Here is a 23,489-nt window from a genome sequence, read left to right as displayed (position 1 = left end):
ACCGCCTTTGTGCCGGGCGGGCGATTGAAAGCCGCCTAAGCCTCTCCTGAATGGAGTGTGCTCAGACGCGCTGCGACTGCCACAACGTGGCGGCAGGGATCGAGACATTGACGACTAACGAGCAAATCTCCCGTTTCCGGGCCAACTCTTGGCTGCACGAGGCAACTCAAGGAGCCTGTCGACACATGTCCGGGACCACATTCCAGGCTGCGGCTACCAGTTTTCTCCGAAGGGCCGCAACTCGACATTGAATGACCACGCGCTGCGATCCTGATGAACAACGTGCCAGATCTCCGTTGCAATCGCCTGCGGCTTAATGAAAAAGTCTTCCGGACTCGCCGGGTAGCGTTTCCTAGTCCATTCCAAATCGATAACCGCATCAATGATGACATAGGCGACATGTACGCCTTGCGGCCCGAGCTCGCGCGCCATCGATTCGGCCAGGATCCGCTGCGCCGCCTTGGTCGGTGCAAAGCCGGCGAAAGCGGGCTTGCCCCGCAGGGCTGACGTATTGCCGGTGGCAACAATGGCGCCCTTGCCCGAGCTGACCATCGCCGGCGCAAAGCGCCTCGCGAGATACAAGAGTCCCATCGTATTGATCTGGAAGTTTCGGTTGAGAATCTGCGGATCAATCTCGCGAAACGTACCAAAAGCTCCGCCAACGGCATTGTGGATGACGACGCCGGGCTGACCCAGCTCGCGCTCGACGGAGCTCGCGACCATTTCGATCTGCGCCGGATCGGACACGTCGCATCGATAGCCACGCGCGTTCGGCAGCTCGCTCTCGAGTGCGGCAAGACGTTCCTCGTTCCTGGCGAGAAGCGCCACGCGGTAGCCGCCCTCGGCAAATCGTCTGGCGAGCGCCGAACCCGTGCCGGGTCCAACGCCCGTTATCAGGCAAACGGGCGCGATCATGCGATTAAACCTCCTGGTTGGAGCGGGCGGCTATTACCTTCAGGGGGCCGCCTTTGAGACCAATCTTTCGACATACGGTTTGAGGTCCGGCCTGAAGTGCTCGTGATCAATCAGCCGGGCGAAGTGCGCGAACGCCAGCGGATAGTCGCTTTCGACCCCCTGATGCAGGATCCTGTCGAGCCCATGCTCGCTCAATTGCCTGGCCCGGGCATGCTCGTTCATGAACAATGCAAACTCGGCGGCAAAGCAAATGTCCGCCAAGGTGATGCCATTTCCCACCAGCGTATCCCGTCGCGGAGACAACGCCTGTTCCAGTCCCGAGGCATAGATGGCGAAGGCCTCCTTGGCGCGCGCATGTATCGCCGCATCGACCGTGCCGCCCGAAAGCGCGAGCAGATAGATCTGCGCATCTCTCGCAAAGACGAGGCTGACATCCAGAAAGCTGTCGATCCTGGACGCTTCGTAAGCATCACGCCCATAGAGCGGGAACGCCGCCTCACCCAGCCGCGCCACCGCTCGCATGATGCTGTTCGACTCGAAGATGCCGGTCTTTCCGCCGGGCCCGAAAGCTGTCGGCACGTTACCGAACGGCTGTGCTTCAAGGAACGCATCGGTCTTGAAGAGCTGCGCACCGGTCAGCCCGACCCGGCCGATACGCGCAAGGGATGACAAGGATTGACGCTCGTTGTCAGCCAGGGGACGCGCATCATAATCCCATAGCCATTCCCTCAACTCCTTGGCCGATGCTCCCCTGACCTCGACGTCCACGGCGCAGAACCGGGCGGCGATGGTTGCCTTCCAGACACGCGGGTTCGGTAGATAAGAGAATATTCGCAAATCAGCCATCGTGGATCGCTCCTGATGAACGTGGGGTCGCCTACTCCGAGCTCCCGTCGAGAATTTCACCGAACTGCTCCCAGCCCGTGCCGGTCCATCGCTGAAGCTGCAGTTGCGTCCAGATCATGTTGTTGCTGGCGCTGGTGTTGATGTGAATTCCGGGCAGCGCGGTCGGCAGCACGAGGTTCTTCAGCGACTTCGCCTGTTTGATGATGTTTTCGCGCGAAAGGTCGTCGCCGCATTGCTTGAGAATCTGCTCCAGCACCATGCCCTGCTGATACCCGGTCAGATAGCTGGTGTTGGTGATATCCGAGCCGGCCAGATATCGTTCGAAGAAGTCACGATAGACCTTGACGCCCTCGTCATCCGCCCACTTCTGATCGCTGGGGTCCTTGTTCGGCGTTCCCACGATCACGCCGATCGCGTTTTCCAATCCCGCCGGCTTCAGCGTGCCCGCGATTGTCGATGAGGGGAAGTTGATGAAGATTGTCGGCTTCCAGCCGCTCTCGGCGGCGCGGCGGATGGCCTGAGCAGCGAATTTCGGTGTACCTGCGATGAACAGCGCCTGTGCACCCGAACTCTTGAGTGTGACCACCTGCGAGTCGACCGTTGGTTCCGTCACCTCGTAACTGGCGGTCACCACGCGCTTGTCGAAATCAGCGCCTAGCACCGTTTTGAAGGCATTCACATAGTCACGACCCAGATCGTCGTTCTGGAACAGAATCGCGTATTTCGCCGTGGGCAAGGTGCGCTGCAGATATCTTGCGTAGATCTTTCCCTCGGTGTCATAGCTGACAAGTCCCGTGGTCGTCAGCGGGTAGTCCTTGACGCTGGTGAATTTGCTGGCGCCGGTCACGATCGCGATCGTCGGCACCCGTTTCGCGGCGAGGTATTTTGCCACGGCGGAATTGCCCGCCGTGCCGAGCTGGCTGAACATAAAGGCGACATCGTCGCTCTCCACCAGCCTGCGCGCGTGCTCAAATGCCTTCGGCGGGCTATAAGCATCATCGAGCATGAGATATTCGATTTTGCGTCCGTTAATCCCTCCGCGATCGTTGACCGATTGCACATAGGCCCGCACGCCCTGTCCGGTCTGGCCGATCGAGGAAGCCGGCCCACTCAGGGGAAATATCCCGCCGATCTTGATTTGCGTCGCCGTGACACCGGGCGTGTCACCTGCCCAGCACGAGATTGACATAGCAAGCAAGATTGCGCAGCCCAGCCGGATGCTCCTAAACATCGCGCATTCCTCCAATGTTGACGCGTCTCGCCTTCCGCAGGTCCGACGCTTGTTCCTCGATCGGCTCAGGCGGCCAATTTGAGTATCTTGATGACGTCGCCGGGCTCGCGGATCGGCTGCGGGTTCGCCCGCGTAAAGATCGAGAGCATGGCGTTCTTGCCGATCAGCTCGAAGCGATCCTCGGTAACGCCGACCTCGGCGAGCGTCCGGGGAAGGCCGAGCTCCGCGATAAATTCCGCGAAGGCCTCGCTGGCATCACGCTCGGGCCTCCCGAGTGCGGCTGCGACCGCCTTCTGAGCGGCTTCCGTGGCCGGGCGGTTGTAGCGCAACACGCTCGGCATCATCACGGCTGTGCAGAAATAATGCGGCACGTCGCAGGTGCCGCCGAGCACATGACCGATGGCGTGGCTCGCCCCCATCGGCACCCTCGCCTGCAACCCGAAGGCCGACAGCCACGAGCCCAACTGACAGCTCAGCCGTGCCGCTTCGTCGTTCGGATTGCTCCTGGTGCGCCCGAGACCATCATGCAGATAGCGCAGTCCCTGCTGACACACGGCGTCGACGAGTATATTGGGACGACTCGAACAGATCGCCTCGATGCCGTGATCCATGGCTCGTGTGCCGGAACCAAGCCAGAGTTTTTCCGGCGTATATTTGGTGATGGCGGGATCGAGAATGATACTGCGCGGCATCATCATGGGGTGGTTGAAGATCTGCTTCAGCTTGCGGCGGGCATCGGTGACCAGCGTGCCGGAATTGTATTCGCCGCCGGACAGCGTGCTGGGGATGGCAATCATGCGCACCTTGGGGGTGCGGAACTGACCGAAGCGTCGCTCCGGCGTGGTTTCGAAGCCGTCAAGCCCGTCCTGCTCGAAGATCTCGTGCTCCATGCACATCAGCACGATCTTCGCCGCGTCGACCGCCGAGCCGCCGCCGATGGCGACGACTAGGTCAGTCTTCGCCTCCGCCGCTCGCCTCGCGATCTGCACCACCGCTTCGCGTGTCGTGTGCTGCGGGACCCCATCGAACGTCTCGGCATGGCGTTCGCCCAGGCCTTTGCGGATCTTCTCAATCTCTTCGGTCTTGCTGTTCAGGGTGCGGCTGACGATCAGGTAGACACGCCTGGCGCCAAGCCGCTCCGCTTCCTCACGCAGCGCCTCGGCCGCAGGCTTGCCGTAGATCACCGATTCCATCGTCGGGTATTGATAACTGCCCGTGACCAGCATGCCTTCGCTCCCATCGATGTTGTTGTTCGACATTCCCGCGTGGCGCCGGGCCGTCAGGCGACGGCGCGCGCCGGTGCGTCGTCGATAGTCCCGTCAAGAAAGCCGGTGAGGCGCTGACGTATGATCTGCTCGGCCTCACTCATGATACGATCGATCAGCTCCTTCACGGTCGGAATGTCCTTGATCAGGCCGACCACCATCCCGCAGCTCCAGGCACCCGCGTCCATTTCGCCGTTCACCATGACCTTGGGGTAGACTCCGGCCACCTGCTCGTGGATGTCGTCGATCTTCAGGCTTGCGCCCTTTTCACGCTCGACTTCGAGCAGTTGATCGACGCCCTTGTTCTTGAGCACACGCTCGGTATTGCGCAGCGCGCGCATCACCAGCACCGTGTCGAGCTCGGTTGCCTTGACCAACGCGTGCTTGACGTTGTCGTGGACCGGCGCTTCCTTGGTAGCGACGAAGCGGGTTCCCATGTTCATTCCGGCCGCGCCCATCGACAGCGCTGCCACGAGGCTCCGAGCATCCGCCATGCCGCCCGAGGCCACAAACGGGATCTTCAATTCGTCCGCCGCGCGCGGCAGCAGGATCATATTCGGGATGTCGTCCTCGCCAGGGTGGCCGCCGCACTCGAACCCGTCAACGCTCACCGCATCGCAACCGATCTTCTCAGCCTTAAGCGAATGTCGCACCGAAGTGCATTTGTGGATCACCTTGATCCCGGCCGCCTTCAGCGCCGGCATGTACTGCTCGGGGCTGCGGCCAGCGGTCTCGACAGCCTTGACGCCACCTTCCTTGATGGCGGCGATGTATTCTGGATAGGGAGGCGCGATGAAGCTCGGCAGGAAGGTCAGGTTCACGCCGAAGGGCTTGTCGGTCATGTCGCGGCAACGCGCGATTTCCTTCGCCAGCCGTTCCGGGGTTCTCTGTGTCAGGCCGGTGATGATGCCGAGACCGCCGGCGTTGGAGACGGCTGCCGCAAGCTCGGCAAAGCCGACATAATGCATGCCACCCTGGATGATCGGATGCTGGATGCCGAATAGTTCAGTGATTGCCGTCTTCACGTGTGATCTCCGCTTTTGAATCAGTGGACGACTTCGAACAGACCGGCCGCGCCCATGCCACCGCCGATGCACATGGTCACCACGCCGTATTTCGCCTTGCGCCTACGGCCCTCGATCAGGAGGTGCCCCGTGAGCCGCGAACCGGTCATGCCGTAGGGATGGCCGATCGCGATCGAGCCGCCATTGACGTTGAGCTTGTCCGGATCGATGCCGAGCTTGTCGCGGCAATAGATCACCTGCACCGCATAGGCCTCATTGAGCTCCCAGAGATCGATGTCGTCGATCTTCAGATTGTGGCGCTTCAACAGCCGCGGGATCGCAGCGACCGGGCCGACGCCCATCTCGTCCGGCTCGACGCCGGCGGCGACGAAGCCGCGGAAGATGCCAAGCGGCTTCAGGCCCTTCCTGGCAGCGATCTTGTCGCTCATGATCACGCAAGCCGAGGCGCCGTCCGAAAGCTGGCTGGCATTGCCGGCGCTTATCGTCTTGCCCTCGAACACCGGCTTGATCTTGGCGAGGCCCTCGGCGGTCGTATCGGGGCGCGGTCCTTCGTCTTTGGTCAGCGTCACCTGCTGGTAGCTGACCTCCTTGGTGTCCTTGTCGATCACGGCCATCCTGGTCGTGATCGGCACGATCTCGTCGTTGAAGCGGCCCCCCTGCAGGGCGGCACCGACGCGGCGCTGGCATTCGAGGCTGTATTCGTCCTGCTTATCGCGGCCAATCCTGTAGCGCTCGGCGACGACCTCCGCGGTCTCCAGCATCGACATGTACATTTCCGGCTTCATCGCCATCAGCTCTTCGTCGACGGCATGGAACCTGTTCATGTGGTCGTTCTGCACCAGACTGATCGACTCGATGCCGCCGCCGATCGCGATCTCGACGCCGTCCAGCATCACCGAGCGCGCAGCGACCGCGATCGCCTGCAGGCCAGAGGCGCACTGGCGATCAATTGTGGTACCGGCAACCGTGACGGGGAGACCGGCACGGATCGCGCCCTTGCGCGCGACGTTCATCACCATGGTGCCCTGCTGCATGGCACAGCCCATCACCACGTCCTCGACCTCGCCGGGCGCGATACCGGCACGTTTCACGGCCTCGGCCATCACATGGCCGGCCAGGGTCGGACCGTCGGTATTGTTGAGCGCGCCGCGATAGGCCTTGCCGACACCGGTACGCGCGGTAGAAACGATAACTGCATCAGTTGTCATGCTTGCCTCTCTGCTTAGGCCGCTTTTTCGAGCCGCGCGTAGCGCAGCAAGTGATATGCGGGATCGCCGAACTGGATGTTGATCGCGGAAATGCGCTTGAAGTAGTGCCCGACATTGAGCTCGTCGGTCATGCCCATGCCACCATGCAGCTGCACCGCCTGGTCGGCGACGAACCTGCCGGCATAACCGATTTTCGATTTTGCGCCTGACGCCAGTCGCGAGACGCCAGTCTCGCCCGCGTGGAGGCTGAGATTGAGATGCTGCATCAGGGAGAGCGCCTCCTGATGCGCGACAAACATGTCGACCATCCGGTGCTGCAGCACCTGAAACGAGCCGATCGCCGTTCCGAACTGCTTTCTCGTCTTTGAATATTCCAGCGTGGCCGAGTTCAGCTCCCCGATCGCGCCGACGGCTTCGGCACAGAGCGCGCCGATCGCCCGATCACGGCAGGCTTCCAGCGCAGCGACACCTTCGCCTTCCTTGCCAAGCAGCTGACCGCGGACATTGTTCAAACTGACCTCAGCGGCGCGGCGTCCGTCGATGGTCTTGAAACTCTGCAGATGCAGGTTGGCCGCGCGCCGATCGACGACGAACAGGCTGACGCCGCCGCGGTCACCTGAGATCCGGGCAGAGACGATGAGATAATCCGCCCAGGGTGCGGCGATCACAGCTGTCTTCTCGCCACTCAAGACGTAGTCGCCGTCGTCGTGGCGCGCGGTAGTCGTCACCGTCGCCAGATCGAAGCGCGAGCCCTTTTCGGCCCAGGCCAGAGCCCAGATCTTCTTCCCCGCGATGATGTCGGGGATAAAGCCCTTCTTCTGCGTGTCGGATCCCGCCTGCTCGATCAGGCCGCCGGCAAGCACGACCGTTTCAACGAACGGCTCGACCACGAGGTGGCGGCCGAACTCCTGCATGATGATCATGGTCGACAGCGGTCCACCACCGAGACCGCCGACGTCCTCGGAGAACGGCGCCGCGAACAGACCGAGTTCGGCGAAGTCAGCCCATTGTTCGCGGCTAGCGCCTTCTTCGCTTGCGACGATCTTGCGACGCGCGTCAAAATCATACTGGTCGCGCAGCAGACGCTGGACGCTCGATCGCAATAATTCCTGCTCTTCCGTGAACTGGATATCCATCCGATCCTCTTGTGGCGCTGTTGCTAGAGACCGAGCACTGCCTTGGCGATGATGTTGCGCTGGATCTCGTTCGACCCGCCGTAGATGCTGAGCTTTCGCGAGTTCAGGTACTTTTCCGACGCGGTGTGTCCATAGTCCGGCCCAGGCATGAAATGGTTCGCGCTGACCGGATGCTCTCGGATCGCCAGACCATAATTGCCGGTGGCACGGTGAGTCAGCTCGGTGATGTTCTGAAAGATCTCGGTGCCGCGGATCTTGAACAGCGAGGCCGCCGGCCCCGGATCGATCCCGCGCGCCATCTGCGCCACGACCCGCAACTCGGTCGCTTCCAGCGCCAGCACGTCGACCTCAACGCGGGCGATATCCCTGATGAATTCGAGATGGGCCGGATCCTCCTCCCATATCTCGGCCTTCACGATCCGCTTCAGCCGCTCGATGTAGCGCGTCGAGCGGCCGATCCCGGCCATGCTGGTGCGTTCATTGCCGAGCAGGAATTTCGCGTAGCTCCAGCCCTTGTTCTCCTCGCCGATCAGGTTTTCTACGGGAACGCGAACGTCTTCCAGGAAGACATCGTTGACCTCGTGGGAGCCGTCGATGGTGATGATCGGCCGGACCGTAACACCGGGCGACTTCATGTCGATCAGCAGGAACGAGATGCCGGACTGCGGTTTGGCGGCAGGATCGGTCCGCACCAGGCAAAAGATCCAGTCGGCGTGCTGGGCCAGCGTGGTCCAGGTCTTGTGGCCATTGACGATGTAGTGGTCCCCATCGCGCACGGCCTTGGTACGGACGGTGGCGAGGTCGGATCCCGAGCCCGGCTCGGAATAGCCCTGGCACCACCAGTCCTCACCGGACAGGATGCGCGGCAAGAACTTCTTCTTCTGCGCCTCGTTGCCGAACGTATAGATGACCGGGCCAACCATAGTGACGCTGAACGCCAACGGCGGCATCGTGCCGGCGCGCGTGGTCTCCTGCTCGAAGATGAAGCGGCGCGTGATCGACCAGCCGGGCCCGCCAAATTCCTTCGGCCAGAGCGGCGCGATCCAGCCCTTCTTGTGCAGGATGCGATGCCAGAGGAGCATCTGCTCCTTGGAAAGATCAGTCTCCGGATTCGGAACGCGCATCTCCGCCGGATAATTCCCGGCGATGAAGGCGCGCACCTCGTCGCGGAAGGCGGCATCCTCCGGTGACAATGCGAGCTCCATCGGACCTACTCCTACCACTTCTCGCCAAAGGGTCTGATTTCCAGCTCAAACGTCCAGGCGCTCTTCGGCTGCTGATAGAGCTGCCAGTAGGACGCCGCGACCGACGACGGCGGCATCAGGAGGTCGGGGTTGTCGAGCGCATTGGGACCGAGCGCCTCGATGCGGCGCTGCCGCACCCATTCGGTATCGACACCGGAGTCGATGATGAGATGCGCGACGTGGATGTTCTTCGGTCCGAGCTCGCGCGCCATCGCCTGCGCCACGGCGCGCAAGCCAAACTTGGCGCCGGCGAAGGCGGCAAAGCCGCTGCCGCCGCGCAACGACGCGGTCGCGCCGGTGAAGAAAATGTTGCCCGCACCGCGCGCCGTCATCAGCCGCGCCGCCTCACGCCCGGCCAGGAAGCCGGAGTAGCACGCCATTTCCCAGACCTTGCGGAACACGCGCTCGGTAGTCTCCAGGATCGGGAAATTTACGTTGGCGCCAATGTTGAAGATGCAAACTTCCAGCGGCGCATGCTTGTCGGCGTCGTTGAGGAAGGCAGTGATTTCCTCCTCCTTGCGCGCATCGAGCGAGCGGGCATGGATTTCGCCGCCGGCGGCTTCGATCTCCTTGACGAGTGGCGCAAGCTTATCGCCGTTGCGGCGACCGGCGAAGATGGTGAAGCCCTCGGAGGCGAACTTCTTGGCGATCTCGCCGCCGATGAAATCACCGGCACCAATGACGGCAACCGTCTTGTTTCTCTTTTGCATGGTGTTCTCCGGTCTCTTGCTTGAGTGAGTTGTTCTGCGGACGGCGCGTCAGCCTCAGCTGCGCAGCGATTCCGCGAGCTTGTGCTTCAATAGCTTGCCCGTTGATGTCGCGGGCAGCGCGTCCATCAGGATAATCTCGGACGGGCGCTTGTACGAGGTCAGTTGCGGAGCAACATGGGCCATCAGATCCTGTACCGTGACGGTCGAGCCCTTGATCAGCTGCACAAAGGCCACGATCTCTTCATTGCCCTCGACTGGCCGTCCGACCACGGCGCACTGCACCACCGCATCGTGCGTACTCAACACTGCTTCTATCTCAGCCGGATAGACGTTAAATCCGGAGCGGATGATCATCTCCTTGGTCCTGCCAACGATGAAGAGGCAGTCGCCCTCGAAGCGCGCTAGGTCGCCGGTGTTGAACCAACCGTCGGCATCGATCGCCTTCGCGGTCAAGTCGGGAGCGCGGTAGTAGCCACGCATCACATTCGGGCCACGAACATGGAGCTCACCGACCTCAGCGTTGGCAACGGTCTTGCCGTTCCGAGCGACGAGCTTTGCCTCAAGGCCTGGGAGAACCGTTCCTACGGCGTGGTCGGCCCTCGGGTTATCGAATCGGACGCCGGAGATGCCCGGCGAGCACTCGGTAATGCCGTAGCCGTTAAGGAGCGGCAGGCCGAGTTCCTGCTCGACACGAGATTTGAGATCCAGATCGAGCGGCGCTCCCGCCACTGCAATCAGGCGAAGCGCACCACGATTGAACTTCGGCAAGCCTGCGTTGCGCCGGTATTCAACCAGCCGCTGGTAAGTCGCCGGCACGCCATTGAGGATGGTAATACCCTCCTCCGCCATCGCTTTCGCGAGGGCGGCCGGATCGTACTTTGCGACCAGGCGCACGGTGCCGCCAACCATCAAAGTCATGGTGAGCAACGAAATGCCAACGATGTGCGAGATCGGCAGTACACAATATTGCACATCGGCCGACGTCATCTTCCGCCAATTGGCAGTGCCCTTTGCGCTGAACAGGAGATTGCGGTGAGTTAGCATCACGCCCTTGGGCGTGCCCGTGGTCCCCGATGTGTAGATGAGGACCGCAACCTGGTGCGAGCCTTCGGTCTCGACCGGCTCTGGCGCGGTCGTCTCATTCAGCGCGGTCACGCCGATGCCCTCGAGCGGGCCGACATCCTGTATGCTCGCGCCATACCGCGTGGCGTGGTCGGATGCTTCCTGCGAAACATCGGTGGTAAAGAAAGCCCGACGAGCGCCACTGTGATCCTTGATCTGGTCAATCTCGCGTGGCGACAGCCGCGGATTGACGACGATCGCCCATGCATCAAGCCGGCTTGCGGCGAGCAGCAGACAGGCGAGCGGAATGGAGTTTTCGCTGACGATCATCATGCGGTCGCCGGCGCGGATTCCCAGCGCCCGCAACGCCCTCGCGACGCCGCCCACGCTCCGATCCAGCTCGCGATAGGTCAAGCTTGCCTTGTCATCGATCAAGGCAAGACGATCCGGGGTCAAGTCGACATGCCGGTCGATCACCCCGTGGATCCGGTTTGGCAAGCCTTCAAGATGTTCTGCCACCGTCTGCGTCGAAGCCACCACTGAAACCTCCCTGCAATGGCCCTTTGGGCCCTATTCTTTCTTGCTTCCGGTCCGGATCAGGCGGTCTTGCGCCGCTCCGTGGCTAGTTGCGCGACGATCTCGTCCTCCACCTCGCGCAATTTGTCCTTGCCAAAGAAAATCTCGCTCCCGACGTAAAAGGTCGGCGATCCGAACGAGCCGCGAGCCACGGCATCACTGGTGTTCTCGATCAGCTTCTTCTTGACGTCGTCCTGCTGTGCGCGCACCGCAATGCGATCGATATCGAGTCCAGAGGACAGGAACGCCTCGCGGAAGACCTGCGGATCGTCCATCTTCTTGGGCTCGACCCACATGTGGTGATAGGCGGCGCGGAAATAGGGCTCGAACATTCCCTCGAACTGGGCCGCAACGACGCCGCGCATCAGCGTTAGCGTGTTCACCGGGAAGAACGGGTTCGACTTGAATTTCGTGATGTTGTGGCGCCGTAGAAAGCGCTCAGTTTCCAGCGCGTTGTATCCGGGCTTGTTCTTGATGCCGTGCAGGGACTCGGCTGGCGACATATTGCCAGTCGCCTTGTAGACGCCACCGAGGAGCACGGGAACGTAGTCGAACTTCACGCCGATCCGCCGCTCGATCTCCGGCAGCACCAGTTCGGCGAGATAAGCGTTGGGACTACCGAAATCGAAATGAAACTCGACCTTAAGCGGAACAGCCATGGCACGCCTTTCCTTTTCGACTGGCAGCCCCCGCAGACCGCCCCGTTAATCGCATCGAGATGCTACGTTCTATTTTAGAACTGTCAATATGATACTCATCATATGATCTAAGGTTTGTAGCGGTTAGTGAGGTATCGTATTGAAATCATGTCCGTTCTAATTTAGAATTTATTTTGAAATGCTGTGGCGAATTGCTGGAGACGCGAATGAAATGGGACGCTCTCGAGGAGGAGCCTTGTTCGCTCGCCCGCACAGTGGCCGTGATCGGCGACCGCTGGAGCCTGCTCATCCTGCGCGAATGCTTTCTGCGCATCCGCAGGTTCGATGAATTTCAGGCGTCGCTGGGAGTTACCCGGCATCTTCTCGCCGATCGGCTGAAGAAGCTGGTGCGCTTCGGCGTGCTTCGCCGGATTCCCTACCAGGACTCGCCAAAGCGCTACGAATACATCCTGACGCAGAAGGGTCTCGACCTTTATCCGATCATCATGTCCATCGTGCACTGGGGCAACATCCACATGGTCGACGCGCGCGGGAGGCCGATGCTGCATGAGCACAAGAACTGCGGAAAGTTGTTCGACCCAGTCATGGTCTGTTCGGAATGCGGTGAGCCGCTCACGGCCAAGGCAGTTCACGTGCATCCTGGCCCCGGCGCGCGACAATCGTCGCCGGTACGTGCGAACACGCTAACAGGCTCCAGGAGAACCGTTCGATCTGGTTAGGTCACTAATAAACATCAGGCCCTCTCTGCAACAATGCAAAATCGCGACCCCTGCAATGGTGTGGACGTGATCTCCAGGTGATGCCCGAGCATCCCAGCGGCTTGTCGCACAATGTAGAGGCCTACCCCATCGCTACCGCTCGAGAAGTCCGTGCAAGCGAACAAATCAAAGACTTGCGGAATCTCGTCGCCGGGATATGCCGATAGCGGCGTCATAGACTTCGATGAGGACGTTCTTGCCGGCAGCACGGCATCAACGAGAACGCGACCGCCAGGGTGAGTGTACTTGACCAAGTTACGCACCAGATTTCGCAGGATCGCACCGAAGAGCAACCTATCGCTCTGAATCCGCTACCGGGCAACGAGACCAATCGGATCGTGTGGGCCACCGCATGGCCACCCATGACCGGCGTCGGACGACCTGCAAAACTACCGTCGCTCTCTGTCAGGCTCGGCGATCGGTGAAGCCTTGTGTGTTCAGTCAGGATGAACCATCCTGGCATTACCGAGCAGGACAGCCGAATAATCTTCCGCAGATCCGCCAATGTTCACTTGCTCGAAGTAGTTGTACCAACCAGACGCGGTGATCTGACGCTCGAACTCGCGCTGAAATTCGACGCTCGGCACGCGATAGACGCAAAAGAAGTCGCACGGCGCGCGGCGATCGGTCTCAGGCGCGTTCTTGCCGTAGGCGATGACGTCGACGCCGGCAGATTTCAATCCGTTTACGGCCTCGATGACCTTGTTGACGAATTCGGTTCGCTCGGTTTCGGAGCATTTGCTCCATGCGGGAGCGTAGTTGTAGAGCTCGACGAAAACCCTGCTGCATGATGACACCTTACGAGAGCGTGGGCCGGTTAGAGTTTTCCCATGGCCGAGCGGCGGGCTCTCACGCCCTCCAGCTGCTCGACCGGCATCAGATACTTCAGCGCGTCGGTCGTTTTGGCCAATGTCGCGGGATCGGCCAGTTCAGTTCGCCCGGTTCCGAAAGGGGGTTGCGGCGCATACTCGAAGGACAGCTCTGCCACTCGACCGACGGGCTCTCCCGCGAGGTGGCCGACTATGGCAAGACCGAAATCAACTCCCGCAGTCATGCCACCGCCGGTCGCACGATTTCGGTCGATCACATACCTGGCGTCGGTCGGGATCGCGCCGGCGGTCCCGCAATGTCTGCTCTCGCGACGCTGTTGGGGCTAATGAGGTAAGCCGCATCCCGGATGTTTGTGGTCCGTGGCAACGGGAGCGTCGCCGCGCCGCGGTGAGAAGACAAGTGTCACTAACTGGTACCTGCTCGCATTCGATCCCGGCTTCCCGGGGGCGACCAAGAGGGACGTACTCGTGGCGGCGCTGCCTGCCTGATGACCTAATCCCCGAGCCAGCAATATTGGTCGGTGGCGTCAATGGCATCTTGCCGTGGCCTGGAATCGTGAGTTCATTGCAGTGACCGGCGTGCGTCCCTCCTGCCGCCGCCGAACTGGAAAGGATACACCATGAGGAAAACGTTATTGGCTCTCGCTGCGGCCGCGACTTTGGCCGTCTCCGCAGCCTCGCCCGCGTTTGCTGGTCCGCGCTATGATTACGGACCCGGCGGCAATCCGTATCCGCGCACTTATCCCGGCCCCGGCGGCTATCCGTACTGGTCGGGCTATGTCGATGCCCCGGTTGGCGAACCAATGCCTCCTTGCTACTGGAAGACCCAACGCTTCTGGGACGGGCATGGCTGGCGGGAGCACCGCGTGCGGGTCTGCGGCTAATAAACGGCCGAGAGGCCCATGCGAATCCGACACGGTGCGGCGACATGGCTCAAATACGTTGCCGTAGGCGATATCGGCCGCGGGGGTCGTCACAGTAGGACGGTCCTTTCACCCGATCCAAGCTGGCCGCTTGCCGTGGTCGCGGCTTGCCGGCGCCGCAGACTCCTAACGTCTTCAGCGCGCCGGTCGTGCACTGCTCGAAACCAGCCGCAGGAGCGGATAGCGTGGCCGCCGCCAGCATGAGGGTGATCGTCGCCGCCGAAGATGCCCAGAATAGGCGAAGGTGCCCACGTCTAGGCGCGGGCAATGTTACGTCCGCGCGCGACCTCCGGCTTGGCGGCAGCATGCCGAGCGGCGCGCGCAAGGAGTTTTGCCGCCACTTCTCAGCTAATGACGCCTTTCGCGGCGCATGGTCTGGCGATCAAGTCGCACCACTTTTGTGTACTCGCCGGAATCGTTCGCCAATTTCGGCGAGCGACGACGCAGGAGGAAGGCAGCTCCGCAAAGCGTCTCCTTTCTCCACACAATGCGGCAGATGAAAATTGCGGGATGGCCATCGAACGACAGCACAAATTCGTTGGCAAATATGAAGTACGGCGCGGAGATGCAGGCCCCCAAGGCGCTGATATCGCGCACCACGCATGGATGAGTCCCACGAATTCCATCGAATGACAGCAGCGCCGCCCGGTTCATCGGTATGCGGCTCAGTGCGCGACGTTCCATCATGGCCAGATGCTCCAAATGAGAATGCAACTTCCCATCGGACGCGACCGCAGCGATTGCGATCGCGCTTTATGAAGTCGGTTTCCCGGTCCCGCCGACGCCCGGAAAACGGCAGCACCTGCAAAGCTGATCTGGTTGATTTAAGCTAACAAGCAGCATTGTTGTCTTATTAAAATTGGATCGAAGTTCGTGGTTAATTCAGACGCCGACTTTACAAACGGACGTTCGTGTTTCGAAGCGGAGGTCGGCTTCACGAGATCCATGGGCGAAATGCGCAGGGAGCGTCTGCCCCTCGATCGTCGGCGTCACGCCGACGCCCTCCAGGCGCTCGCCATCGACTCGGACATTTTCGAGAATCCGCGGCCGCTGCTCCTGGAGCAGCAGTGTTTACTGCCGAGCAAGAATTTCCGATGGGCGATGAGGTCTCGGTGAGCGTCGCTGGCACGATGCAGTCGGAGCGGAGAACACGGCCTTCGATCATTCAAGATACGAGCCGGGCCGCACGTCGCCGCCAGCTTAAATAGAGCCGTGACAGCCTCCTTTGTGACCCAAGCGTGACCCAGCGCTTACAAGCGACCTGTGTCTTCGCGAGGATCGGTCTAACCCACTGATATTTTTGGGAGATTGGTGGGCGCTCCAGGGCTCGAACCTGGGACCCGCTGATTAAGAGACACGCTGCCACTATTGATTTTTCAAGAGACTCTTTCCAACTGAGCCAAATTCTGTCCATTGCAGATCGACGGCTTACATCAAAAAATCCAACCGCAGGCGAGCAGGCAACCCGCCACAAGGAATGGCAGTCCTCATTGGCAATGGCCAAGATCATTCCTGCGCGCTTGTCCGCTTTGCACCAAAGCGGCCCTCTCCGCCAGGTCGCCGTTCCTTACCTGACCCCGCCGCGGCTTGAACCTCAGTGACCGCATCGCAGACGTAAGAACGAGCGGGATTTTAGAAGCCGTCCAACTCGTCTGGAGTTGGTGCAACAACTGACCGGCACACATCGGGGAGCCCGCGCAGTTTGAAGTAACCTCATTTCGCAGCGCTAATCTCTTGTTTGTCTAGAGAAACTGCGATGACGAAGATGTCTTTAATGGCCGCCAACGCGGCGACGACAGCGATCGTGTTGCTGGCCTCGCATTTCGCAGCGCACGCGCACGATCATAACGGCCCCGAACTAGCAGTCGCCGACCCCGAATGGGACAGTAAGGATGGCGGTCACCGCATCCGTTTGTACGGACAATGGCGGGATGTGCGGCCGGAAGCGATGATCACCAAACCCAACCTCGCGAGACAGACCACTGCGTGGCCCGTGTATGAATATCTCGACCGCAGCGATGCATTGGGATCGAGTTGGAGGCGGTATTGAAGTACCAGTTCTCCGAGTTCGAGATCGACCTCAGCCAGCAGGAGCTGCGCAGGCGTGGTGAGTTCATCCATATCGAACCTCAGGTCTTCGACCTTATTGTTCATCTGGTGCGCAACCGTGATCGGATTGTAAGTAAGGATGAGTTGATTGAAACTATTTGGCACGGTCGAATCATTTCCGAAGCAGCGCTCAGCAGCCGAGTTAACGCAGCCAGGCGGGCGCTTGGTGATAACGGCAACGACCAGTCGCTCATTCGTACACAACACAAACGTGGCTTCCGATTCGTCGGACACGTTCAAACAGTCTCAGCGTCGGAAGCTAGCGAGCGAAGTATCGGTTCGGAAAGCAAATCCACCACTGTTTCCGTCGCGACCGAAGTGTCCAACCTCGACAACATCGTCTCGGAAACAGTTAGGGCCGAGGCTGTTGCGCGCTTATCAATCGCCGTAATGCCGTTCGGGAATATGTCTGATGACCCCGACAACGATTACTTTAGCTACGGTCTAACGGAAGATATCATTCGTCTCCTCGCTCGGAACAGGTGGCTGTCGGTCATTTCGCGACACTCAACCATCGGCTTCCAGGGGCGGATGGTCGACGCGCGGGAGATAGGCGAACAGCTGAGCGTAAGGTATGTGCTTCTCGGCAGCGTACGAAAAAATCGCGAGACGGTGAGGATAACGGCGGAGTTAGTCCGGGCAGCGGACGGGCAGCAACTGTGGTCGGACAAGTATGATCTGCAGCTTGAATGCATTTTTGATATTCAAGACGAGATGGCGAGACAGATTGCTGCAACGATCGAACCCGAGTTATCCAAGGTCGAGCAGCAACTCGCTGCTCGCAAGCCTCCCGAAAGCCTCGACGCATGGGACTGCTACCAGCGCGGTCTATGGAATTTGTGGCGCTTTACTACTCCGGGATTTGATTCTGCTGAAACGTATTTCAAGCGTGCCATCGCGGAGGATCCATACTTTGCTCGCGGGCATGGCGCTCTCAGCTACGTAAACATACAACGTGCGTTTCTAGACGAACCGAAAGACCGCTTAGCGCGACTTGAAACCGCTTTGCGGCAGGCGCAAACGGCAGTAGCCCTCGACGACCTTGATTGCTTTTGCCAATGCGCCCGTGGTCGAATCCTGTGCCTAACTCGTCACAATGACGAAGCACTGGCGGCTCTCGACCTTTCCTTGGAGCTAAACCCGAGTTTTGCCCAGGCCTATTTTGCACAAGGCTTTAATTTGCTGTGGCATGGCCGAGAGACCGATGCTGAGACCTTACTCGACCGCGCGACCGTGCTCAGTCCACGGGACAACCATCTTTGGAGTTTCCATCACGTTCGCGCTTGGACCCACTTTTCCCTAGGCGAGTACGATATAGCAGTCGAGTTCGCGCGACGGGCAACTCGGCTAAGCAATGCTACATATCAAGCGTTCGCCCCACTGGCCGCCTCACTAGGCATTCTCGGTGATAAGACACAAGCGGAAGCTGTTGCTGCTGACCTGCTTCGGCGCAAGCCCGGCTACACTACTGAAACTGCTCGTCAGGAACTTTTTTATTGCAACGATCCGGACCTTATCGATCGTTTTATTCGCGGTCTAAGTAATGCAGGCATTTCGCAGCCCCGAGCTTAGAAACGCACGCCCGCGTAGCCACCTCGAGTTTTGACCCATCCGCCCGCATCACGAGCCTTGGCTTAAGTCCCATAACGTCCCTGGCTGTGTGAAAAGCCACGAGCCGCCTGCAATGATTGGCGACCACGGCCGCGTGCCGACCTATCCGTTTGCACACTGCGAGGTCCCTGGAAGGCGGCTCCTTTTAAAGGAGCCGCTGAGTTTCGAAGTCGAACTATCGATCGAATCGCAAGCAGCGCGGCTGCTTGGAAGCGATTTGCTCTCTCTCCCCGTATCTTCACGCGATTGAGAGCGCTGCGTGATCGCCCCGCTGCCCTTTGCCTGCCTCAGCAAAAAATCCACGGCATCTAAAGAAATTCCGGATGCGGGCGTCAAGCATGCGCGGGCAAGGGCGCGTAAATCGATCTGACATTTGGCGAGCGCAAAGCCAGCAAGAGCCGAGTGAGAGGAAGATTTACGAATCTTAACTCGGGTTTGTCACCAGAGGAGAACAAGATGACGACGACGAGTGCAAGCGCGAAAATCAATAATGGCGTCAACGTCGAGGCGTTGTTAGGTGCCCGTATGGCACTTGAGCAAGCGCCTGAGGCGGCTCAGTTCAAGTGGCGAGCGAGCTGCGAATGGGTGAATGGCACGCACAGCCGCTCCGCTATTGGCAGTTTTTTTGGGCTCGGAGCCGAGCAGTCCCGCAACAAGACGTTCACCGTCGAGGCAGATCACCCGCAGGTCTTTGCCGCCGAAGACAGTGCCCCGACTCCTGTCGAGCTTGTCCTTTCCGGGCTCGCGAGCTGTCTCACGGCAGGTGTTGCTGCGATTGCCCAGCGCCGCGGCATACAGCTCCATTCGGTCAGGGCATCGCTCGAGGCCGACATGGATATTCAGGGAATCCTGGGCATCGACGACGAGGTGCGCAATGGCTTCGGCGCCATCCGCGTCCACTTCGATATTCGCGCCGATGCGAGCGAAGACGACATCAAGGCGTTGGTAGCTCAATCGCAGAAGCGGTCCGCCGTATTCGACATCGTGACCAATCCAACGAACATCTTCGTAACCGCTAACTGAGGACGACGGTTGGAAAAAAAGGAGCGAGTGCTTTGGAGTTCGCGACCGCCATCATTATCGGCGCCGGCCAATCCGGATTGGCCATGAGCTGGCATCTGAGCACGCGTTCGATCGACCACGTGGTCCTTGAGCGCGGCGAGGTAGCCAACTCATGGCTGACGGAGCGGTGGAACTCGCTGCGCCTTCTGACGCCCAACTGGCAAACTCGACTGCCAGGATATGCCTACCGCGGTGATGATCCCGACGGATTCATGACGATGTCGGAGGTCGTCAGTTTCCTGCAGGGATACGCCAGGCTTTCGTGTGCTCCAATTGTGACGGGAGCGCGCGTCACCCGGGTAAGGCAGCAGGAGGTCGGTTACGAGGTCGAAACCAACCTTGGTCCATGGCGCTGCCGCAAGCTCGTGATCGCAACCGGCGCCTGCAACCTTGCCTCGATCCCGTCGCTCGCTGCGGGTTTGCCTGCCGCCGTGACCAGCCTCACCCCACTGCAATACAACAATCCCGCTCTCCTACCTAATGGCGGCGTGATGATCGTCGGTGCCTCAGCAAGCGGCATTCAGCTCGCCCGGGAGATCCGAGCGGCCGGCCGCAGAGTCTTACTTTGCGTCGGAGAGCACGTCCGGCTGCCGCGGACCTACCGCGGACGGGATATCCAGTGGTGGATGGACACCATCGGTGCCATGGATGTTCGGTACGACACCATGGTCGAGGATATCGAAAGAGCGCGGCGACTGCCGTCGCTTCAGCTCATCGGAACGCCTGAGCGCGTCACGATCGATCTCAATAGCCTGCGCAAGGCGGGCGTCGAGCTCGTGGGTCGCCTTGTCGGACTTTGCGACGGCAAGGCGCAGTTTTCGGGATCGCTCGCCAATCATTGCGCGCTGGCCGACCTAAAAATGAACCGTCTTCTCGCCAGCATCGATGATTGGGTGAACACGAGCGGACTGGCGCAGCAGTTTGCCCCGCCTCATCGCTTTGAGCCGACGGATGTCGGGTCGGAAACCAGGCTCTGCCTGGACCTAATCCGTGGCGGTATCGGTACGGTGATCTGGGCGACGGGCTATCGCCCCGACTACTCCTGGCTGGACGTCCCCGTGCTCGACGGCAAGGGACGCATCCGTCACGACGGCGGGATTGTTTCTGCGCCGGGAATGTACGTCATGGGCCTGCCATTCATGCGCCGGCGCAAATCGTCTTTCATCGATGGAGCGGGCGCCGATGCTGCCGATCTCGCCGCCCATCTGAGCCAGAACCTCAATCGCGTTGCTGCCTGAGAGCAATTGCCATGAACGGTCTCCACGGTCTCAACTCACATTATGACGCGGTAGTTATCGGCGGACGCTGCGCGGGCGCGGCCACCGGCCTCCTGCTGGCCCGGGCGGGTGCAAAAGTCCTGATGGTCGATCGGCAGCCCTATGGCGCCGATACGATGTCGACGCACGCCCTGATGCGGTCCGCTGTTATGCAGCTCGAACGATGGGGATTGATTCCGAAGTTTGCAGCGGCGGGAACGCCTGAGATTCGATCGACCACGTTTCACTATGGCGACGAGATCGTTCGAGTGGATATCAAGCGGGATCACGGCGTCGATTTTCTGTTGGCACCGCGACGCACCGTGCTCGATCCGTTGCTCGCCGATGCAGCCCGCGAAGCCGGCGCGGCGGTTCGCTATGGCACCGCTCTTTCCGAGTTGCAATTTGCATCGAACGGCCGGGTTATTGGCGCCTCACTGAGAGATGGAAGCGGTGCGTGCACAACCGTCCGCTCGGATATCGTCATTGGCGCGGACGGCCGCCAGTCGACCGTTGCGCGGCTCGTCAATTCAAAAACACTGGTCGAAGGCTTCAATGCCTGTGGCATCGTTTTTGGCTACTTTGCAGACTTGAACAGCGATGGCCTGCATTGGCATTTCGCAAGGAATGCCGCGGCAGGAGTGATTCCAACGAACGCTGCTCACTGCGTCTTCGCGGCGGTTCCGGCTTCTCAATTTGTCGCGACATTTCGCGGCGATGTGATGCGCGGATTCCTCCAGGTGCTGGCAACGAGCTTTCCCGAGCTGCGCGCCGACGTTGGCAGAGCCACGCTGGTCGGCCGTCTGCGGAGCTTTGCAGGCGCAACGAGCTACCTTCGACAATGTCATGGTGCAGGGTGGGCTCTGGTCGGCGATGCCGGCTATTTCAAGGACCCCTTGACCGCGCACGGAATCACGGACGCTCTTCGCGATGCGCAATTGCTATCGCGAGGGATCATCGACGGCGGCAACCGCGGCCTTGAGAGCTACCAGCGCGAGCGCGACGAACTGTCCTTGCCGCTTATTCGCGCCACCGATGCAATTGCCTCGTTCTCGTGGGACTTCGACGAAGTCAAGCAACTTCATGCCGATCTGAGCGCGGCAATGAAAGCGGAAGCCAATCACATCGCGAACTTGTCTCAACAACCGTCCCTCGCAGCATAGGAGCACGAGAAATGTCGACCGACTCACCCTGGACCCGAACGCTGGCCGGCCGACCCGTGCCAGGTCGCCGCGCTGAAAGGAGCCGCACGACCTCGATGCGCGATATCGAAATGTTCACCGAGATGACGGGCGACAAGAACCCTATCCATTATGACGTGGAACTGGCGACCGCGTCACCCTTTGGCGGACTTATCGTACAGGGCGGGGTCACGACCGGTCTCATGAACGCCGTCGTTGCCGAAGATCTCCCGGGACCGGGCACGGTATTTCTCGAAACAAACTGGCGTTTCGTCAAGGCCGTACGGATCGGAGAGACGATTACCGCAAGCGTCAAAGTCGAGCACGTCCGGGACGACAAGCCGATCTGCAAGTTGGAGACCGTCGTCCGCAACGCAAGCGGAGAAGATTGCGTGGTCGGAACCGCGATAACCTACACGATGCCGTTGTCGCGGCGCGTGGCTCGCTAGGCGAAGCGTGCCGTAGCCAGGTGATGGGTCGGTCGTGCGGACTCAATGCAACAATTGCAGTGACACCGGCGCAGATCGGTCCTGCGGTCTCGCTTAGGTGAATGACGAATGCAGCGGCCTCGTATCACAATCGGGACAATTGCCTTGACCGGTTTGGCGATGGCTGGGTTTGCCGCAAATTCGTTGCTTTGCAGGTTAGCCCTATCTCAGGCCGCGATCGATCCTGCCACCTTCACCCTTGTTCGGCTCGCGTCAGGCACGTGCGTACTGTGCCTCATCTTGTCGCTTCGCCGGAAGCCTGAACAGCCGGCGGGATCGTGGCCAGCATCTGTTACGTTATTCGTTTATGCGGCTGCGTTCTCCTTTGCATATGTCTCCCTACCAGCCGGTACGGGATCGCTCCTTTTGTTTGGCGCGGTTCAGACTACAATGGTCGGCTATGGGCTCGTTCGCGGTGAACGTCTATCCACCTTGCAGTCGTTCGGACTGACAATTGCCGTCGCCGGACTGGCGGCGCTCGTAGCTCCCGGTGCATCGGCACCGTCTGTAATGGGCGCCTCCCTCATGCTGACTGCCGGCGTTGCATGGGGCGCTTACTCCTTGCTCGGCCGTGGTGTTGCGGATCCCATTGGCGTGACGGGTGGCAATTTTCTGCGCTCCCTTCCAATCGCAATCTGTCTTTCCCTGTGCGCCCTTTCGTTTGGCACGCACATCACAGCCATCGGGCTCGCCTGCGCAATCCTATCTGGCGCGGTTGCGTCCGGGCTTGGCTATACGGTCTGGTACGCGGTGCTCCCGGGGCTCACGCCCGCGCAAGGCGCCTCGGTGCAGCTGAGCGTTCCAGTCATTGCGGCATTGGCAGGCGCCTTGGTGCTAGGAGAAGCAATCTCCCTTCGCCTTTCCATATCTTCGCTTGCAATACTTGGCGGAATTGCACTGGTGTTCGGCAGTCAAGAACGCGCGCCATCTCGTAGCAGATAAAATACGCCCAAGTCTGCTCAACCTCCGAACTAAAGGAGCTTGGAACCGATAACGCCGCTCGCCCAGCTAAAAAAATAAGACTTCCGCATTCGCCCGCGGCCGAGGCGGACGAATTGGCCCGCTCACGCAAAGCGTGGAGGGGTAGCCGCGCGACTGCCTGCACCTACACATTACGGACCAAATGACGAAGCGGTCGTAGGCGCCAGGATCCCGGGCAGGAAAATGCCGACGAGGCCAAGCGCCGGCCCGGCGAGTGAAGCCCAGATGGCGGCGAGCAGAATTGATCTGTCCACTGTTGGATCTCCAGGTGAATTCTTTTGGGCGCGGTCGGCTCAGGCGCCAAAGACGACGAACGAGCTTGCTATCGGGTATTGCCGCGGTCAATGCGGGTCCCGAGGTGATGCGCCACCGAACTCCGAAGCGGATGACTTTTGCGGTGCACGCTGGCGCCC

The 23,489-nt window shown here is 60.4% G+C and carries 25 protein-coding genes; 9 read left to right on the top strand and 16 right to left on the bottom strand.

Annotation, left to right across the window (positions count from 1 at the left end):
- Positions 1 to 213 precede the first annotated feature (213 nt).
- From SO140_RS34075 to SO140_RS34025, 11 genes are all read right to left on the bottom strand, one after another.
- Entirely contained in the window at positions 214 to 915 is a 702-nt protein-coding gene (locus SO140_RS34075) for an SDR family NAD(P)-dependent oxidoreductase (RefSeq protein ID WP_449381620.1), read from the bottom strand.
- Positions 916 to 954: 39 nt separating this feature from the next.
- A complete protein-coding gene (locus tag SO140_RS34070; RefSeq protein ID WP_498543696.1) occupies positions 955 to 1,821 on the bottom strand; it encodes a glutathione S-transferase family protein in 867 nt (288 codons plus the stop codon).
- The gene (locus tag SO140_RS34065; RefSeq protein ID WP_449381618.1) at positions 1,793 to 2,992 is read right to left on the bottom strand and encodes an ABC transporter substrate-binding protein; all 1,200 of its coding nucleotides are present in this window, start codon (positions 2,990 to 2,992) and stop codon (positions 1,793 to 1,795) included. The genes SO140_RS34070 and SO140_RS34065 overlap by 29 nt, the downstream gene beginning before the upstream one ends.
- A gap of 65 nt (positions 2,993 to 3,057) precedes the next feature.
- Entirely contained in the window at positions 3,058 to 4,218 is a 1,161-nt protein-coding gene (locus SO140_RS34060) for an iron-containing alcohol dehydrogenase (RefSeq protein ID WP_449381624.1), read from the bottom strand.
- 53 nt (positions 4,219 to 4,271) lie between these two features.
- A complete protein-coding gene (locus SO140_RS34055) occupies positions 4,272 to 5,282 on the bottom strand; it encodes an NAD(P)H-dependent flavin oxidoreductase (RefSeq protein ID WP_449381617.1) in 1,011 nt (336 codons plus the stop codon).
- A gap of 20 nt (positions 5,283 to 5,302) precedes the next feature.
- Positions 5,303 to 6,490 carry an acetyl-CoA C-acyltransferase gene (locus SO140_RS34050; RefSeq protein WP_449381616.1) on the bottom strand — a complete coding sequence of 396 codons (1,188 nt, stop codon included), beginning with the start codon at positions 6,488 to 6,490 and terminating at the stop codon, positions 5,303 to 5,305.
- 14 nt (positions 6,491 to 6,504) lie between these two features.
- Positions 6,505 to 7,626 (bottom strand): acyl-CoA dehydrogenase family protein, encoded by a 1,122-nt coding sequence (locus tag SO140_RS34045; protein WP_449381615.1) that lies wholly within the window; start codon positions 7,624 to 7,626, stop codon positions 6,505 to 6,507.
- A 23-nt stretch (positions 7,627 to 7,649) separates the two neighbouring features.
- Positions 7,650 to 8,831 (bottom strand): acyl-CoA dehydrogenase family protein, encoded by a 1,182-nt coding sequence (locus SO140_RS34040; RefSeq protein WP_498543695.1) that lies wholly within the window; start codon positions 8,829 to 8,831, stop codon positions 7,650 to 7,652.
- Positions 8,832 to 8,842: 11 nt separating this feature from the next.
- Positions 8,843 to 9,580 carry an SDR family oxidoreductase gene (locus SO140_RS34035; RefSeq protein WP_449381613.1) on the bottom strand — a complete coding sequence of 246 codons (738 nt, stop codon included), beginning with the start codon at positions 9,578 to 9,580 and terminating at the stop codon, positions 8,843 to 8,845.
- A gap of 54 nt (positions 9,581 to 9,634) precedes the next feature.
- The gene (locus SO140_RS34030; RefSeq protein ID WP_449381612.1) at positions 9,635 to 11,179 is read right to left on the bottom strand and encodes a class I adenylate-forming enzyme family protein; all 1,545 of its coding nucleotides are present in this window, start codon (positions 11,177 to 11,179) and stop codon (positions 9,635 to 9,637) included.
- A 59-nt stretch (positions 11,180 to 11,238) separates the two neighbouring features.
- On the bottom strand, positions 11,239 to 11,877 hold the full coding sequence (locus SO140_RS34025; protein ID WP_449381611.1) for a 2-hydroxychromene-2-carboxylate isomerase: 639 nt from the start codon (positions 11,875 to 11,877) through the stop codon (positions 11,239 to 11,241).
- 206 nt (positions 11,878 to 12,083) lie between these two features.
- Here SO140_RS34025 and SO140_RS34020 point away from each other — a divergent pair, with 206 nt between their 5' ends.
- Positions 12,084 to 12,596, top strand: coding sequence for a winged helix-turn-helix transcriptional regulator (locus SO140_RS34020; RefSeq protein WP_449381610.1), 513 nt, complete (start codon positions 12,084 to 12,086; stop codon positions 12,594 to 12,596).
- 14 nt (positions 12,597 to 12,610) lie between these two features.
- On the opposite strand, the gene SO140_RS34015 is transcribed toward SO140_RS34020, so the two are convergent.
- From SO140_RS34015 to SO140_RS34005, 3 genes are all read right to left on the bottom strand, one after another.
- Complete coding sequence (locus SO140_RS34015) at positions 12,611 to 12,928, bottom strand: sensor histidine kinase (protein ID WP_449381609.1); 318 nt, start codon at positions 12,926 to 12,928, stop codon at positions 12,611 to 12,613.
- 144 nt (positions 12,929 to 13,072) lie between these two features.
- Positions 13,073 to 13,432 carry a DUF6616 family protein gene (locus SO140_RS34010; RefSeq protein ID WP_449381608.1) on the bottom strand — a complete coding sequence of 120 codons (360 nt, stop codon included), beginning with the start codon at positions 13,430 to 13,432 and terminating at the stop codon, positions 13,073 to 13,075.
- Between the two features lie 20 nt (positions 13,433 to 13,452).
- On the bottom strand, positions 13,453 to 13,623 hold the full coding sequence (locus SO140_RS34005; RefSeq protein WP_449381607.1) for a hypothetical protein: 171 nt from the start codon (positions 13,621 to 13,623) through the stop codon (positions 13,453 to 13,455).
- A 462-nt stretch (positions 13,624 to 14,085) separates the two neighbouring features.
- Between SO140_RS34005 and SO140_RS34000 the strand changes: the two genes are divergently transcribed.
- Positions 14,086 to 14,349, top strand: coding sequence for a hypothetical protein (locus SO140_RS34000; protein WP_449381606.1), 264 nt, complete (start codon positions 14,086 to 14,088; stop codon positions 14,347 to 14,349).
- Positions 14,350 to 14,736: 387 nt separating this feature from the next.
- Here SO140_RS34000 and SO140_RS33995 read toward each other — a convergent pair whose 3' ends face one another.
- Positions 14,737 to 15,075: a PilZ domain-containing protein gene (locus SO140_RS33995; RefSeq protein ID WP_449381605.1), complete on the bottom strand. Its 339-nt coding sequence runs from the start codon at positions 15,073 to 15,075 to the stop codon at positions 14,737 to 14,739.
- A 1,069-nt stretch (positions 15,076 to 16,144) separates the two neighbouring features.
- On the opposite strand from SO140_RS33995, the gene SO140_RS33990 reads away from it, so the two are divergent.
- From SO140_RS33990 to SO140_RS33960, 7 genes are all read left to right on the top strand, one after another.
- Positions 16,145 to 16,438 carry a hypothetical protein gene (locus SO140_RS33990; protein ID WP_474801458.1) on the top strand — a complete coding sequence of 98 codons (294 nt, stop codon included), beginning with the start codon at positions 16,145 to 16,147 and terminating at the stop codon, positions 16,436 to 16,438.
- Positions 16,435 to 18,069, top strand: a complete 1,635-nt coding sequence (locus tag SO140_RS33985; RefSeq protein ID WP_498543694.1) for a winged helix-turn-helix domain-containing tetratricopeptide repeat protein — start codon at positions 16,435 to 16,437, stop codon at positions 18,067 to 18,069. Before SO140_RS33990 ends, SO140_RS33985 begins: the two co-directional genes overlap by 4 nt.
- Before the next feature lie 495 nt (positions 18,070 to 18,564).
- The gene (locus SO140_RS33980) at positions 18,565 to 19,131 is read left to right on the top strand and encodes an OsmC family protein (RefSeq protein ID WP_449381603.1); all 567 of its coding nucleotides are present in this window, start codon (positions 18,565 to 18,567) and stop codon (positions 19,129 to 19,131) included.
- A gap of 32 nt (positions 19,132 to 19,163) precedes the next feature.
- Positions 19,164 to 20,408: a flavin-containing monooxygenase gene (locus SO140_RS33975; RefSeq protein ID WP_449381602.1), complete on the top strand. Its 1,245-nt coding sequence runs from the start codon at positions 19,164 to 19,166 to the stop codon at positions 20,406 to 20,408.
- 11 nt (positions 20,409 to 20,419) lie between these two features.
- The gene (locus tag SO140_RS33970) at positions 20,420 to 21,589 is read left to right on the top strand and encodes an FAD-dependent oxidoreductase (protein WP_449381601.1); all 1,170 of its coding nucleotides are present in this window, start codon (positions 20,420 to 20,422) and stop codon (positions 21,587 to 21,589) included.
- Positions 21,590 to 21,600: 11 nt separating this feature from the next.
- The gene (locus tag SO140_RS33965) at positions 21,601 to 22,056 is read left to right on the top strand and encodes a MaoC family dehydratase (protein WP_449381600.1); all 456 of its coding nucleotides are present in this window, start codon (positions 21,601 to 21,603) and stop codon (positions 22,054 to 22,056) included.
- 108 nt (positions 22,057 to 22,164) lie between these two features.
- Positions 22,165 to 23,037 (top strand): DMT family transporter, encoded by an 873-nt coding sequence (locus SO140_RS33960; protein WP_449381599.1) that lies wholly within the window; start codon positions 22,165 to 22,167, stop codon positions 23,035 to 23,037.
- 170 nt (positions 23,038 to 23,207) lie between these two features.
- Here the strand turns inward: SO140_RS33960 and SO140_RS33955 are convergent, their stop codons facing one another.
- Positions 23,208 to 23,330, bottom strand: a complete 123-nt coding sequence (locus SO140_RS33955; protein WP_449381598.1) for a hypothetical protein — start codon at positions 23,328 to 23,330, stop codon at positions 23,208 to 23,210.
- Positions 23,331 to 23,489 lie beyond the last annotated feature (159 nt).

The sequence above is a fragment of the Bradyrhizobium sp. UFLA05-108 genome (genome assembly GCF_059803455.1).
The sequence above is the reverse complement of the archived record's forward strand: the minus strand, read 5'-3'. Positions and strand labels throughout refer to the sequence as shown.